General features: G+C 66.5%; 14 protein-coding genes. 8 read left to right on the forward strand and 6 right to left on the reverse strand.

The genetic code is table 11. The features are described 5' to 3' along the window. Positions 1-259, reverse strand: a 259-nt coding sequence (locus A8G08_RS04120) for a nitroreductase family protein (RefSeq protein WP_187344428.1), incomplete at its 3' end; no start/stop codon positions are given. 95 nt (positions 260-354) lie between these two features. Between A8G08_RS04120 and A8G08_RS04125 the strand changes: the two genes are divergently transcribed. From A8G08_RS04125 to upp, 4 genes are all read left to right on the forward strand, one after another. Continuing rightward, positions 355-945 carry a class I SAM-dependent DNA methyltransferase gene (locus tag A8G08_RS04125; RefSeq protein WP_068270536.1) on the forward strand — a complete coding sequence of 197 codons (591 nt, stop codon included), beginning with the start codon at positions 355-357 and terminating at the stop codon, positions 943-945. A gap of 161 nt (positions 946-1,106) precedes the next feature. Then, positions 1,107-2,387, forward strand: coding sequence for a GTP cyclohydrolase II (locus tag A8G08_RS04130; RefSeq protein ID WP_068270507.1), 1,281 nt, complete (start codon positions 1,107-1,109; stop codon positions 2,385-2,387). Beyond that, on the forward strand, positions 2,387-3,637 hold the full coding sequence (locus tag A8G08_RS04135) for a URC4/urg3 family protein (RefSeq protein WP_068270540.1): 1,251 nt from the start codon (positions 2,387-2,389) through the stop codon (positions 3,635-3,637). Before A8G08_RS04130 ends, A8G08_RS04135 begins: the two co-directional genes overlap by 1 nt. Before the next feature lie 14 nt (positions 3,638-3,651). Next, positions 3,652-4,281 carry a uracil phosphoribosyltransferase gene (gene upp, locus A8G08_RS04140; protein ID WP_068270509.1) on the forward strand — a complete coding sequence of 210 codons (630 nt, stop codon included), beginning with the start codon at positions 3,652-3,654 and terminating at the stop codon, positions 4,279-4,281. 13 nt (positions 4,282-4,294) lie between these two features. Here upp and A8G08_RS04145 read toward each other — a convergent pair whose 3' ends face one another. After that, positions 4,295-4,597, reverse strand: a complete 303-nt coding sequence (locus A8G08_RS04145) for a hypothetical protein (RefSeq protein ID WP_068270512.1) — start codon at positions 4,595-4,597, stop codon at positions 4,295-4,297. 97 nt (positions 4,598-4,694) lie between these two features. Here A8G08_RS04145 and A8G08_RS04150 point away from each other — a divergent pair, with 97 nt between their 5' ends. Continuing rightward, positions 4,695-5,819 (forward strand): FAD-dependent oxidoreductase, encoded by a 1,125-nt coding sequence (locus A8G08_RS04150; protein WP_068270515.1) that lies wholly within the window; start codon positions 4,695-4,697, stop codon positions 5,817-5,819. 7 nt (positions 5,820-5,826) lie between these two features. On the opposite strand, the gene A8G08_RS04155 is transcribed toward A8G08_RS04150, so the two are convergent. Together A8G08_RS04155 and A8G08_RS04160 are read right to left on the reverse strand one after the other, a co-directional pair. Beyond that, positions 5,827-7,086 carry an RNA polymerase sigma factor gene (locus A8G08_RS04155; RefSeq protein ID WP_084435936.1) on the reverse strand — a complete coding sequence of 420 codons (1,260 nt, stop codon included), beginning with the start codon at positions 7,084-7,086 and terminating at the stop codon, positions 5,827-5,829. Positions 7,087-7,115: 29 nt separating this feature from the next. Next, entirely contained in the window at positions 7,116-7,508 is a 393-nt protein-coding gene (locus A8G08_RS04160; RefSeq protein WP_068270520.1) for a YciI family protein, read from the reverse strand. Positions 7,509-7,707: 199 nt separating this feature from the next. Here A8G08_RS04160 and A8G08_RS04165 point away from each other — a divergent pair, with 199 nt between their 5' ends. Beyond that, positions 7,708-8,544, forward strand: a complete 837-nt coding sequence (locus A8G08_RS04165) for a VOC family protein (protein ID WP_068270522.1) — start codon at positions 7,708-7,710, stop codon at positions 8,542-8,544. Positions 8,545-8,560: 16 nt separating this feature from the next. Here A8G08_RS04165 and A8G08_RS04170 read toward each other — a convergent pair whose 3' ends face one another. Then, positions 8,561-9,688: a helix-turn-helix transcriptional regulator gene (locus A8G08_RS04170; RefSeq protein ID WP_068270525.1), complete on the reverse strand. Its 1,128-nt coding sequence runs from the start codon at positions 9,686-9,688 to the stop codon at positions 8,561-8,563. 110 nt (positions 9,689-9,798) lie between these two features. Between A8G08_RS04170 and A8G08_RS04175 the strand changes: the two genes are divergently transcribed. Further along, positions 9,799-10,206 (forward strand): RidA family protein, encoded by a 408-nt coding sequence (locus tag A8G08_RS04175; protein ID WP_068270528.1) that lies wholly within the window; start codon positions 9,799-9,801, stop codon positions 10,204-10,206. 48 nt (positions 10,207-10,254) lie between these two features. Beyond that, a complete protein-coding gene (locus A8G08_RS04180) occupies positions 10,255-11,613 on the forward strand; it encodes an FAD-binding oxidoreductase (protein ID WP_068270531.1) in 1,359 nt (452 codons plus the stop codon). A 53-nt stretch (positions 11,614-11,666) separates the two neighbouring features. On the opposite strand, the gene A8G08_RS04185 is transcribed toward A8G08_RS04180, so the two are convergent. Further along, positions 11,667-13,154, reverse strand: a 1,488-nt coding sequence (locus A8G08_RS04185) for an FAD-dependent monooxygenase (protein WP_084435937.1), incomplete at its 5' end; no start/stop codon positions are given.

The raw sequence follows: 13,154 nt of genomic DNA on the forward strand, positions 1-13,154 counted from the left end.
CGATCGGCCGGAACGTATCGGCACGGTCCGCCGGGAGCGACGCCGCGAAGTCCGTCCGGCACTCCCCCACGTGCTGAGCGAACCGCGACAGCGTCGCCCTGTCCTGCACGACGACGAAGTCCCACGGCTGGGTGTTGCCGACACTGGGAGCCGCGTGGGCCGCCTCGAGCAACCGCACAAGGCGTTCCTCGTCGATGACGTCACCGCTGAACTCGTTGCGGACGTCGCGACGCATCGCGATCGCCTCGTAGACATTCATCGGGATCCTCTTCGATCGGCGGCAATAGCGCTGGACACTAACACCGGCGGGTGGTGCCGAATGCCGCGCATGCTCGCTGTGTCACGATCGCAGACGTGAATACTCGCTGGAACCGAACCGATGCCCCGCGCGGCGCGGAGTACGACGCGCGCTGGACCCGGCTCGCCGCGGCGGGCCAGAACATCCATGGCGAGGCCGACCTGGTCGAGACGCTGCTCGCTGAGATCGGGGGAACCCGCGTCCTCGACGCCGGGTGTGGCACCGGCCGGGTCGGGATCGAATTGCGCGGCCGAGGCTTCGATGTCGTTGGTGTGGACGCCGATCCGGGGATGTTGGAGACGGCGCGTCGGAACGCACCCGAGATCAACTGGATTCACGTCAACCTCTGCGACCTCGATACGCACCTCGGCGAGGAGTTCGACGTCGCGTTGCTGGCCGGCAACGTGATGATCTTCGTCGAACCGGGGACCGAGGCGCGCGTACTACAGCAGGTTTCCAAGCGCTTGACGCCCGGCGGCGTCCTGGTTGCGGGCTTCAAGGTCGATCCCGACCGGCTGACACTCGACGACTACGACCGCTTCGCCGCGGACGCCGGACTCGAGCCGAATACCCGCTGGGCGACCTGGGACCAGGCACCGTTTGCCGGCGGCGACTACGCGGTCTCCGTGCACCGCAAGGGCACGTAGTCGTCACCGCAAATAGCATTAAACGTGCTGTTCAGGGCCTTCACACGCGCGTGACGGGCGCGAACTCGCCCAAGTGACTAAGCTGGCTTCTTCCCCATAATTCGGGGAAACGCTCCGGTGGCCACGCCAGGCCGCCGGGCCTTCCGTAGGGAGGTGCGACCATGTCCGCCGAACCAGTCCCCGCGCCCAAACCCGCCAGGCCCACCGCCGGAACGGGCCACATTCGACTGACCTCCCACACCGGTGGTGTCGGCGCGCCGACCATCCAATGGGGCGCTGCCACCGCCGCCGAGCGCGGGCCGGTGATCGGCACTACCGGCACCCGCGCACATCGCAACGTGATCGGAACCCACAGCGGGTCCTACAGCGTGTACCGCGCACTGGCTGTGGCCGCCGGGGCGTTGTCGCGCGAGCACCGAGCCGACCTCACCAACACCGCACCCACCGACGTCATCGGCCCCTATCCGCAATGGGGCAGCGCGGAGGCGATCGTCAGCATCGACCCCTGGGGTGCGATGGTGGCCGAGACGTTTCCGGCGGAGCTCGCGGCGGCCTGGGATATCCGCCCCACCATCGCGGTGACCAAGGCGCACGTGCTCGTCCCGGAAGTCGTCGATGCAGTGCAGAAGGGACGGCTGAACCCCGACGGCCGCTTCCTGCTCCCCAACGGTGCTGCCCTGGTGACGAAGGCCGCGATCGAGCCGGTGTGGTTCCTGCCCGGCATTGCCGCGCGATTCGGTTGCAGCGAAACCGATTTGCGCCGTGTTCTTTTCGAGGAGACCGGGGGTATGTACCCGGAACTGGTCACCCGGTCCGATCTCGAGGTGTTCCTGCCGCCGATTGGCGGGCAGACCATCTACATCTTCGGTGCACCAAAGGATCTCGCCGACCCCGGCGTGGAGCTGACCGCCCGTGTCCACGACGAATGCAACGGCTCCGACGTGTTCGGATCAGATATCTGCACCTGCCGGCCGTACCTGACGCATGCGATCGAGGAATGCATCGCGGGCGCCCAACGTGGCGGCGTCGGCCTTGTCGCCTACTCGCGCAAGGAAGGGCGCGCACTCGGTGAGGTCACCAAATTCCTCGTCTACAACGCGCGCAAGCGACAGGTCGGCGGAGACACCGCGGATCAGTACTTCGCCCGGACCGAATGCGTTGCCGGCGTACAGGACATGCGGTTCCAGGAGCTCATGCCCGATGTCCTGCACTGGTTGGGTATCACCAAGATTCATCGACTCGTGTCGATGAGCAACATGAAGTACGACGCCATCACCGGATCCGGAATCGAGGTCGGCGAGCGCGTCAATATTCCCGACGATCTCGTCCCGCCGGATGCCCGCGTGGAGATCGACGCCAAAATGGCGGCCGGCTACTTCACGCCCGGACCGGTCCCGGGGATCGACGAGCTCAAGCAGGTCCGCGGCCGAGGGCTGGAGTGATGCGACTCCTCGACAGCGCCGCCGACGTGGACCCGGCGCTTCCCGAAGGTGCTGCCGAGATCCTGCGTAGCACCACCGCAGTGCGCGACCGCGCCGGGCAACTGCTCGCCCGGGCGCGTGCCGGCGAGTCACGTTGGTTGACCGTGTGCGACGACGAGTTGGGCCGTGCCGCAACCGAGGTCGCGACGGTCACGCGTGTCAACTACCCGGATCTCGATGTCCCGTATCACAGCAGGTGGAGGCATTTCGAGGCCGGCGGGATCGACCGGAAGGCCGAACTCGATGCCCGGCTAGGCGATCTCGATTCGGCGGCACGTGCCCGCGCGATGATCGACCTCACCGTCGTCAGCGTTCTCCTCGACGCGGGGGCCGGAGCGGACTGGTCATACCGCGAAGCGTCGAGCGGCCAAAGGTTCGCCCGCTCCGAAGGATTGGGCGTCGCGAGTTGGCACGCGTTCGTGAGCGGCGCCTTCTCGAGCGATCCGGGAAACCCGCTGCAGGTCGATGCGAACGGATTGCGCGCAGTGACCACGGACTCGCTCGCGCGGGCGTTCCAGGTCGGTCCGTCCAACCCGCTGGTGGGACTCGAGGGCCGCGCGGAACTGCTGCACCGCCTCGGGGACGTCATGATCGATCAGTCCGTGTTCGGGACCGATGGCCGGCCGGGCGGACTGTTCGACGCGCTAACCCGGCCCGGGAATTCGGTGGAGGCGACGCAGATTCTCAGTCTGATGCTGGTTGCGTTGTCGGGAATCTGGTTGGCCGCCAACACAATCGGCGACGTGCCATTGGGCGACTGCTGGCGCCATGATGCGGTGTCCGGCCCCGGCTTGACCACGGGTTGGGTTCCGTTCCACAAGCTCTCGCAGTGGCTGACCTACTCTTTGCTCGAACCGCTCCAATGGGCCGGTGTGCGCGTGACCGGTCTCGACGGACTGACCGGACTTCCCGAATACCGCAATGGCGGCCTGCTGTTGGACACGGGCGTCCTACGACTGCGCGATCCTGCCTGGATCGAGCGTCCGTGGGCGGTCGGTGACGAATTGGTGGTCGAGTGGCGCGCACTCACCCTGGCCCTGATCGACGAACTCGCCCCACTCGTCCGCGCCCGGCTCGGCGTTGACACGCAACAGTTTCCGCTGGCGTGTGTTCTCGAGGGTGGCACGTGGGCAGCGGGTCGCGCACTGGCCCAACGATTGCGCGGCGGGACACCGCCGCTCACCGTGACCAGCGACGGCACGGTCTTCTAGAACGGAGACGACGAATGGGTACCGTTCACCTGATCGATCACCCGCTCGTGCAGCACAAGCTCACGCTGATGCGGGACAAGAACACCTCCACCAATAGTTTTCGCCGCCTGCTCGGCGAGATCTCCACGCTGATGGCCTACGAGGTGCTGCGCGATATCCCGATGCACGAGGTCAAGGTCGAGACACCGCTCGAGGTGACCACCACCAATGCGATCGACGGGAAGAAGCTTGTCTTCGCCGCGATCATGCGGGCCGGTGCGGGGTTCCTCGACGGCATGCTGAACGTCGTGCCGGCTGCGCGCGTCGGACATATCGGCTTGTATCGCGAGCCGCGGACGCTCGTCGCCGTCGAGTACTACTTCAAGATGCCGGGCGATCTCGACGAGCGCGACGTGGTGGTGGTCGACCCGATGCTGGCGACCGGCCATTCGGCGATCGCCGCGGTCGAACGCATCAAGGAATGCGCGCCTCGCTCGATCAAATTCGTCTGCCTGCTGACCTGTCCAGAAGGCCTCGAGGCGATGGAGTCAGCGCACCCCGACGTGCCCATCTACACCGCTGCCATCGACCGGGAGCTCGACGAGCACGGGTACATCCGCCCGGGTCTCGGCGATGCCGGTGACCGAATGTTCGGCACCAAGTAGCGCCGAGTCGAATTCAGGCGAATTCGACCGGAATGAGCTCGGTGCGGGCGATCACCCTGTCGCGCTCCGCGGCCAGTTCGGTGCGGCGCGGATCGGCCATGTACGCCTCGTACGCGGCGTCGCTCGCAAAGCGGATCGTCTGAATCTCGACCGGACGCTCGGTGTCGTCGGTGCTGCTGCGGAGGCGCTGTACGAGGTCTCCCCTGTGTTCGGCGAGCAGGGGCAGCACTTTGTCCTCGTAGGCGCTTGCCTCGGCTGCGAGACCGGGACGCGCCCACAGGAGCACGGCAAAGGTTGGGCCGACGCTATTAGTCACGACTCGACGATATCCGTACGGCGCGAGAGCACTGGATCCGGACGGATCGGCAAAATTGGGTCTCGATTCATAGCGGCTGCTATGCGAGTATCCCCCGATGAACACGAGTGCCGGGACCCGCCCACGTGTGGTTGTCGCGGGACTCGGAGACACCGGCGTCCTCACCGCGATCCATCTCGCGCGCGATTTCGACGTGGTCGGTGTCTCCGTGAAGCCGGGGTTGCTCAGCGGACAGGAGCTCGGCACCCGGCTCAGCCGCCCCGAGGCCTGGGCCCGCGACTACTGGATCCCGTTCAAGCTGTTCCGTCGCCTCGACCGCGTGCGGATCATCCACGGCACCCTCACAGGACTCGATCCAGCCGCGCGCAAGGTCACCGTGCGCCGCGAGGACGGCTCGACTGTGCCGGAAGACTATGACGCCCTTGTCATTTCGACGGGGGTGACCAATGGCTTCTGGCGACAACCCACTTTCCAGTCGGCCGACGACATCGATGCCGACCTCCGTGCCTCCCATGATCGGCTCGCGGCGGCGGACACAGTGGTTGTGGTTGGCGGCGGCGCGGCCGCGGTCAGCACTGCCGCCAACGTTGCGGCCTGCTGGCCGGACAAGCGCGTCGATCTGTACTTCCCCGGTGACCGTGCGCTGCCCCACCACCACCCGCGAACCTGGAAGAAAGTGCGGCAGCGTCTCGTCGGTCTGCGTGTCGTACTGCACCCCGGGCATAGAGCGGTGGTGCCCGAAGACTTCGAGTGTGACCGCATCACGAGTGACCTCGTTCGATGGTCCACCGGGCAATCACCTGCCATGGCCAATGCCGTCGTCTGGGCAATCGGGCGCGTGCAGCCGAACACCGAATGGCTGCCGAGCGAACTACTCGACGAGCGCGGGTTCGTACGCGTGCAGCCAACGCTGCAACTTCCCGACCATCCCGAGGTTTTCGCCATCGGCGATGTCGCCGCGACCGACCCGCTTCGCAATTCGGCACGCAATAGAGCGGATCGCCTGCTGGCGCGCAATGTGCTCGCCTCTTTCGCGGACAAGCCGCTGCGCAACTACCGTGCGCGACCGAATCGTTGGGGTTCGGTACTCGGCGTCCAGGACTACGGACTCGAGGTATTCGCGCCCACCGGGCAGCCGTTCCGGTTTCCGGCCTGGTCCATCGATAGCGTGCTGCAGCCGTGGATTGTGCGGCGCGGGATCTACGGCGGAATTCGCCGCTGAGGCGAACCTATTCGTCGCGTCCGGTCTCCATCAGCGATCGCCCCGCGCGTTCGAGAAAGCGCCGCATCGGCGGGTCGGTCGCGAGGTCCGCGGCACGCCGGTAGGCCTCGATCGCGTCGTCACGGCGGCCGTCGCCGGCCAGAAGATGTGCACGCGCCGCCCACGTGGGCTGAAAGCGATCGACGCCAGCCACCTCGAGCGAGTCGAGGTAGGCCAAACCTGTCGATGGACCGTGCGATTCGCCCATCACCACCGCCAATGACACCGCCGCACCCAGAGTCGGCGCGACCTCGAGCAGAGCGCGGTAAAGCATTTCCAGTGCCGCCCAGTCGGTTCGGCCGGTCCGGCGACGATCGCAGTGCACGGATTGGATCGCCGCTTCGAGTTGGAATCGTCCAGGGCGGCCCGAGTCGTGCGCGCGCGACAGCAACTTCTCACCTTCGACGATCAGGTCCTCGTCCCAGCAGTGGGGGTCTTGCAGGTGCACCGGGACGAGCACGTCGTCGACTACCCGCGCAGGCGCGCGGGCGGCCGAGAGCGCGATCAGTGCGTTCAGGCCCAATACCTCTGGGTTGTCGGGAAGCAGTTCGGTCAACGTGCGCGCGAGGTACAGCGCCTCGCCCGACAGCGAATCGCGTTCGGTTACACCGGCAACACCGCGCCAGTCGATCGAGAAGGCCCCGTAGACACATTCGAGCACCGCGTCGAGACGCGCGGGGACGGCATCGGGCGCCGGGATCGTGAAGGCGATCCCCGCATCACGGATGCGGCGCTTGGCCCTCACCAGTCGCTGCGACATGGTCGATGAGGGAATGGCGAACGCCTCCGCAATCTGCTTGGCGTCCAAGCCGAGTACGACCTGCAGCATGAGGGGCGTCCGGATTGTCTGGTCGATCGCCGGGTGCGCGCAGACGAACATCAGCTCGAGTCGCTTGTCCTCCACGAATGCGGGTTCCGTACTCGGCTCGGGATTTTCGGTCATCGCGCGGGTGTCCCCGAGATTCTCATCCAGCGCCACCGAGGTGCGAAAGGCCGCCGAGCGGAACCTGTCGCGCAACCTATTTCGTGCGACGGTGTACAACCACGCCTCCGGATTCCGCGGGATGTCGTCGTGCGTCCAGGTGCGCAACGCCACCTCGATCGCATCGGAAAACGCATCCTCGGCTGCGGCGATGTCACGGGTCGAGGCGGCAAGGCTCGCCAGCAGCCGAGCGTGCGAGCCCTGCGCGACCTCCGCCACCCGCCGGGCAACCTCCGGATCGGTCATCGGTCAGCGCCCGATCAGAGGTGACTACGTCACGCTTCCTCGAGCCGGCACCCTGCCGTCCACTGCCCATCCAGCACATACGTCCCCACAGGCCGCACCTCGATGACGCCGTATTGCGCCGCCGGGCAGCGTTCGGCCCACGCCAACGCGTCATCGAGATCGGGAACCTCGATGACGAAGACCCCTGCGAGCATCTCCTTCGATTCCACAAATGGCCCGTCCTGAACCTTCAGACTGCCTTCGCGGAGCGTGACGGTCGTGGTGGCCGCGCTCGGCACCAGAATGTCGGCGCCGGCCAGCACACCCGCGGCGACGAGGTCGTCGGCGTACTTGCCGAACGCCGCCTGCGTCTCCTGGATAGCCTCGTCGGGGATTTCGCCCGGGGCCGGTTCGCCGTGGTTGAGCAGAAGTGCGTATCGCATCGGAGGCGTCCTTCCATCGGGTCCGGCGTCGCTGGTTCGATCCTTGCATCTGTGCCGGACACCCATATGACGATTTCGATCAGCCTCGATCGACACCCCAACTGTCGGAGTCGATGGCTAGCGTGAGAAATGAGCTATTGAAACATTGGGTCGCTCCGCAGGCTCGCTCCCGCGGGGAAACGTGACAGGGAGGCCGACCATGTCGAATTCACGTACATACCCGCAGGGCGTTCCGTCCTGGATCGATGTTGAACCGGACGATGTCGAGGCCGCGAAAGCCTTCTACGGCGGACTGTTCGGATGGGAGTTCACCCAGGCAACACCGCCGGACGCGTCCTATCGCTACTTCATCGCCCGCGTCTCGGGTGAGGACGCCGCCGGAATCGGCGGGCCGGCCGAGCCGACCGGTGCGGCAACGACGGCGCCATGGCAGACGTATATCGCCGTGGATAACGCCGACACCTTCGGCGACGTCGTTGCGGCGGCCGGCGGCCGGATCGTCACACCCCCCACATCGCCCGGTCCGGCCGGTACCTGGGTGGGTTACGCCGACCCGACCGGCACCGAGTTCCGGGTGTGGCAGGCGGCGCGTCGGCTCGGGGCGCAGATCGCGAACACCCCGGGCGCTTGGAACTTCAGCTTTCTGCACAATAGCGATCCCGAACCCGCAAAAGCGTTCTACCACAAGGTTTTCGGCTGGGAATTCGCCGACCTCAGTGGCACTGCGATGATCCGTCGGCCCGGGTACGGCGAGCATCTCGCCACCACAATCGATCCCGGTATCTACGAGCGCCAGTTTGCCGTCGGTGCGCCGCCCGATTTCGCTGACGCCGTTGGATGGGTAGTGCAGGCGGAGGAGCAACCACATTGGCAGGTGAGTTTCACCGTCGCGGACCGCGACGATTCCGCTGCCACTGCGGAACGTTTCGGCGGCAAGGTTGTGTCGACTACAGACACCGAGTGGACGCGCGACGCGGTCATCCACGATCCGCAGGGAGCGGTCTTCACTGTCAGCGAGTTCACGCCGCCCTCCTGAGCGGACGCAAGCCGGCTCAGGGTGAGGGGGTAAACCAGCCCGTCGGCGATGGCGCGGCGCCTGCTGCCATGCGCGGCGCGTACTGATCGAAAAAGATCCGGGCGTTGAGTTCGCGGCGGCTCCGCACGCCCGCCTTCTCGAAGATCGACTTCAGGTAGTCCTGCACGGTGTATGCGGACAGGTGCAGGGTGGACGCGATTTCGGCGGTGCTCACGCCCTGCAACACCATTTGCACGACAGCCTGCTCACGCGGTGTCAGCCCGTACGCGGCGACGACCAGCGGAATCACGTCAGGCGGACGTGCCTCCTCGATGGTCAGCACGACGTTGGTCGATGACCCGTCCGGCGACATCAGCGGCGACGCGTGCGCAACCAGCCAGCCGCCCGAGCGGGTCCGCAGCCGCATGCGCGGGATCCTGTCGTGCCGGCCGAGCGCGAAGGCTCGGGTAGAGCCCACGAGAGCTCGCAGCGGGAAGGGCAGCGCCGAGTTTCCGATCCTTCCGCCGAGTTCTTCGATACGCGGTTCGGCACCGATGCTTGCCTGCACGATGTTGTCGCTGCCGTCGACCACGATCACTGCCGGCCCCATGCTCGCCGAGACACTGGCGACGCTGCCCACGACGAGTCCGGCGCGGAAGCCGCGGGCCAGCACTGGCGCGATCGAACTGACGAAGGACATCTCGGCGGGGGTGAAGGCCGACTTGGTGCCATCGCGAAAGAGTGCGATGAAGCCCCACGTCGCGTCGTCCGCGCGCAGCGCCACCCGCATCTCGTCATCGAAATCGAAATGCCGCTTGTAGAACTCGGTGTGGCGGGCGGACTGCTCGGGCTTCCCGTTGGTCTCCAGCTGTGTGGTCGTGACGCCGCCGGGCCGGTCCACGGTGGACTGGAAATTCCACGCTTCGTCCGACTCGTACTCCCAAAACGCCCACTCGTCGTCCTGATCGTCGCCCAATCCACCCCACTTGAGCCCACCGGTGACGAGTTCCGTGGCGGGATCCACCGGGGCCAGGCAGGCCGCGGAGAACGGCACGGCCTGGTTCAACACCTCGGCGGCTGCAGTGCTGAAGGTGTTCATGTCGAGTCCGGTGGTCGACAGCGATTCCAACCGTGACCTGGTCCGATCCACAGACAAACTGGACATTTCCGAATTATGCGCCAGCCGTGCGGTCAGCGATACCCCAGAAACCTGGGGGTGCAAGTCCCCAGACAACTGGGATGTTGTCCCGAGCGATCCGGCGCGACGGTTGTGCCATGACCACGACAACGAACCCAGTCCGGATCAACCCCACGACGTGGAACGCGCCCTACGGCTTCGACCAGGGTCAGCTCCGCACGCAGATCGCACAGTTGCTGACCATCGCGGGCCAGGGACCCACCGATGAGAACGGTGCACTGCTGCATGAGGGCGATACGTGCGCCCAGCTCGCACTCGCCATGCACAACGTCGAAACCGTCCTCGCGGCCGGCGGCATGGATCTCGGCGACGTCGTCCGAATGACCGTCTATACGACCGATTTCGACGCCACCCTCGCCGGCTACGGCGCGGTCGTCGAGCGTCTCGCCGCCGCCGGCGCGACTCCCCCCGCCACTCTCGTCGGCGTCACCCGCCTCTCACTGCCGGGCATGACAGTCGAAATCGAAGTCACCGCAGCCCGCTGACCCTAACGAGCAATTCCGCGTCACCCACCCCAAGAACAGGAGCAAACAATGACTGCGTCCGCTAAACCGCTCGCCCTTCCCACCACGATCCGTGGCGCGGTGCTGACCCCCACAAGCCCGGGCTACGCCGAGCAGGTCGCCGGATTCAACCTCGCGCACCAGCCCTGCCCGATCGTGGCGATCGTGCCCGAATCCGAGGCGGACGTCGCAGCCGCGGTGCGGTGGGCCACCGAATCCGGGCTGCGAGTGACGGTGCAGGCGACCGGCCACGGACTGACCGGCGATCTGGCCGACACCGTGCTGATCTCCACCCGCCTCCTGGACGGTGTCGCGATCGACGCCGAGCAGCAGTCCGCGCGCGTCGGCGCGGGCGCGCGCTGGCGGGCGGTAATCGACGCGGCGGCACCGTTCGGTCTTGCCCCGCTCAATGGATCGTCTTCGAGTGTCGGTGTTGTCGGCTACACACTCGGCGGCGGTCTGGGCCTGATGGCGCGTAAGTACGGATTCGCGGCCGACCATGTCCGCTCTTTCCGGATCGTCACCGCCGACGGTGAGATCCGCGTCGTAGACGCGCAGCATGAGCCGGACCTGTATTGGGCTGTGCTCGGCGGCAAGACCGGCTTCGGGATCGTCACCGAGATCGAGTTCGATCTGGTTCCGGTCGCGGGCTACTTCGGCGGCGGAATCTTCTTCCCCGGAACCGAAGCCGCGGCCGTGCTCGAGGCGTGGCGTGAGTGGACACCCCAGCTGCCCACCGAGGCCAGCACCTCGATTTCGCTGCTGCGCCTGCCGCCGGACCCGCAGCTGCCGCCCCCACTGCAGGGCCAGTTCGTCGTCCATCTGCGCTACACCGATATCGGCGACCCTGCCGACGCCGACGCCCGCCTGGCGCCGATGCGCTCGGTCGCGCCGATCGTGATGGACATGGTCTCCGAGATGCCCTATCCGGCAATCGATTCCGTTCACATGGATCCGCCCATGCCGGTTCCCGCCTGGTCTCGTGGACTCGCGCTGTCCGAGTTCTCATCCGATGCAGTGACAGCGCTCGTCGACACCGTTGGTGCAGAGTCGGGAACGTCGTTGATGCTGGCCGAGGTGCGCCTGCTCGGTGGCGCTGTCCGGCAGCCGGCCGCCAACTGTGTTCCCGGCCGTGATGCCGCATTCGCCGTGCACGCCATCGGCGTGCCTGCGCCGGAGATCGCAGAGGCCGTCGCGCGGGATCTCGAGGCGGTGCTCGCGAGCCTGCGGCCGTGGAAGTCCGGTGGCTTGGTCAATTTCGTCGGTCACGCGAGCGCCGAGGAGCTGCGCAGCCTGTGGTCCGAGGCGGATCTCGACCGACTGCGGTCAACCGCTCGCCGTGTCGATCCGACCGGGACTTTCGGCGCCGAGGATGTCTTCGGCAGCTGAGCCCGAGACGACCTCGCGCCGCTCTTATCGGAGCGGCGCGAGGTCACGCGCGGTCAGCGGAACGTTAGCTTCAGGTACTCGACGAGATCCTCGAATGTCAACGAGCGACTCGCGAATCCGAGGTAACCATCCGGGCGGACGACGAAGATACTTGTGCCCGATACGGTGTAGGTCTGCGCAAACTCGCCGGCGGCGTCCCGAACCAGCGGAAGCAGCGTGGTGCCGACTTCGGCCTGCGGCGCCGCGATCAGGTAGGCCTCGAGATGGCCGTTCGCGAGACCGGCGGCCGCTGCGGCGACCCGCTCGATTTCGTCGAGTTCGTCCGCGCTCGTTGCCGTTCCCACATACACCAGCAAGGTGTGGTCCAGCCGGCCGAACAGGTCGAAGAGCCGGATCGGGAAGTTCACGACCTCGCGATTCAGACCGAATGCATCCGGCGCTCGCTGGCCTGCGTGGATACCGGATTCGCCGCCATCACCGCCGAGGACCGGACTGCCCGCGTAGTCGATGAGTAGTTGTGCCTCACGACGCACGACATAGTTCGGGTCGTTGGAGTCGGAACCAATACCCTCGCGCGCATCGCGGACCGTTCGCCCAACGACCTCCTCCCCGACCGGTCGACGCTCAGCGTCGTAGCTCTCGAGCAGGCCAGGGGCCGCGTGACCCTGCACTGCCAGCGCGAGTTTCCACGCGAGGTTGTGCGAATCCTGGATTCCGGTGTTCATGCCCTGGGCTCCGGTTGGCGGATGGATATGCGCCGCGTCGCCGGCCACGAAGACCCGGCCACGGCCATACGCGTCGACGATGCGGTGGCTGATCCGAAATACCGAGGACCACCGCAGATTCGACGCGCGGGTCGGTTCGGGCGCCATCCGATCGAACACGGCCTGGATATGCGCAAGGGTCGGCTTGCGCTCGCCTTCGAAACCGTGCGCGACCGCGTCCTTCGACGCAGGTGGCGCGGACGCCAGATCCTCCGGCACGAGCATCGACACGCGGTAGCGCTTACGCCCCGGTAGCGGGATGGCGACGAGAATGTCGTCGACCGCGCCATCGGTCTGGTGCGTCGCACGAATGCCGTAACCGCGTGGTTGCGTCCAGTCCACCTCGACATCGCCGAGCATGTACTGCTCCTCGAAGGCGGCGCCCTCGAACGACAGACCGAGCGTCTTACGCACCACGCTGTGCGCGCCATCGCAGCCGACGAGGTACTGCGCATGCACAGTTTCCTCGCCGACCGGACCGGACAGCGTCGCGATGACCTCCGAATCGCGTTCCTTGAAGGTGTCGAGCCGTAAGCCCCGCTCGATAACCCCACCGAGTGCGTGCAACCGCTCACGGAGAATCCGCTCGGTTGCGTATTGCGGGAGGCCGATGAACTGGAACGGCACGTCGGCGGGCACGACGATGTCCATCCGGCCGACCTCGGTGCCGTTCACGTACATGATCTGGCCCCGGATCTGGACGGATGCGTCGAGTACTTGCCGCAAGACGCCCATGCCCTCGAAGACTTCGAGGGTGCGAGGTTGCACACCAATGGC

The organism is Aldersonia kunmingensis (assembly GCF_001646865.1).
Lineage (GTDB): Bacteria > Actinomycetota > Actinomycetes > Mycobacteriales > Mycobacteriaceae > Aldersonia > Aldersonia kunmingensis.

What these genes read in the sequence shown, in the direction of transcription:
- A8G08_RS04130 (WP_068270507.1), top strand. Translation starts at nt 1,107, where the DNA reads ATGTCCGCCGAACCAGTCCCCGCGCCCAAACCCGCCAGGCCCACCGCC.
- A8G08_RS04135 (WP_068270540.1), top strand. Translation starts at nt 2,387, where the DNA reads ATGCGACTCCTCGACAGCGCCGCCGACGTGGACCCGGCGCTTCCCGAA.
- upp (WP_068270509.1), top strand. Translation starts at nt 3,652, where the DNA reads ATGGGTACCGTTCACCTGATCGATCACCCGCTCGTGCAGCACAAGCTC.
- A8G08_RS04150 (WP_068270515.1), top strand. Translation starts at nt 4,695, where the DNA reads ATGAACACGAGTGCCGGGACCCGCCCACGTGTGGTTGTCGCGGGACTC.
- A8G08_RS04155 (WP_084435936.1), bottom strand. Translation starts at nt 7,086, where the DNA reads ATGACCGATCCGGAGGTTGCCCGGCGGGTGGCGGAGGTCGCGCAGGGC.
- A8G08_RS04160 (WP_068270520.1), bottom strand. Translation starts at nt 7,508, where the DNA reads ATGCGATACGCACTTCTGCTCAACCACGGCGAACCGGCCCCGGGCGAA.
- A8G08_RS04165 (WP_068270522.1), top strand. Translation starts at nt 7,708, where the DNA reads ATGTCGAATTCACGTACATACCCGCAGGGCGTTCCGTCCTGGATCGAT.
- A8G08_RS04170 (WP_068270525.1), bottom strand. Translation starts at nt 9,688, where the DNA reads ATGTCCAGTTTGTCTGTGGATCGGACCAGGTCACGGTTGGAATCGCTG.
- A8G08_RS04175 (WP_068270528.1), top strand. Translation starts at nt 9,799, where the DNA reads ATGACCACGACAACGAACCCAGTCCGGATCAACCCCACGACGTGGAAC.
- A8G08_RS04180 (WP_068270531.1), top strand. Translation starts at nt 10,255, where the DNA reads ATGACTGCGTCCGCTAAACCGCTCGCCCTTCCCACCACGATCCGTGGC.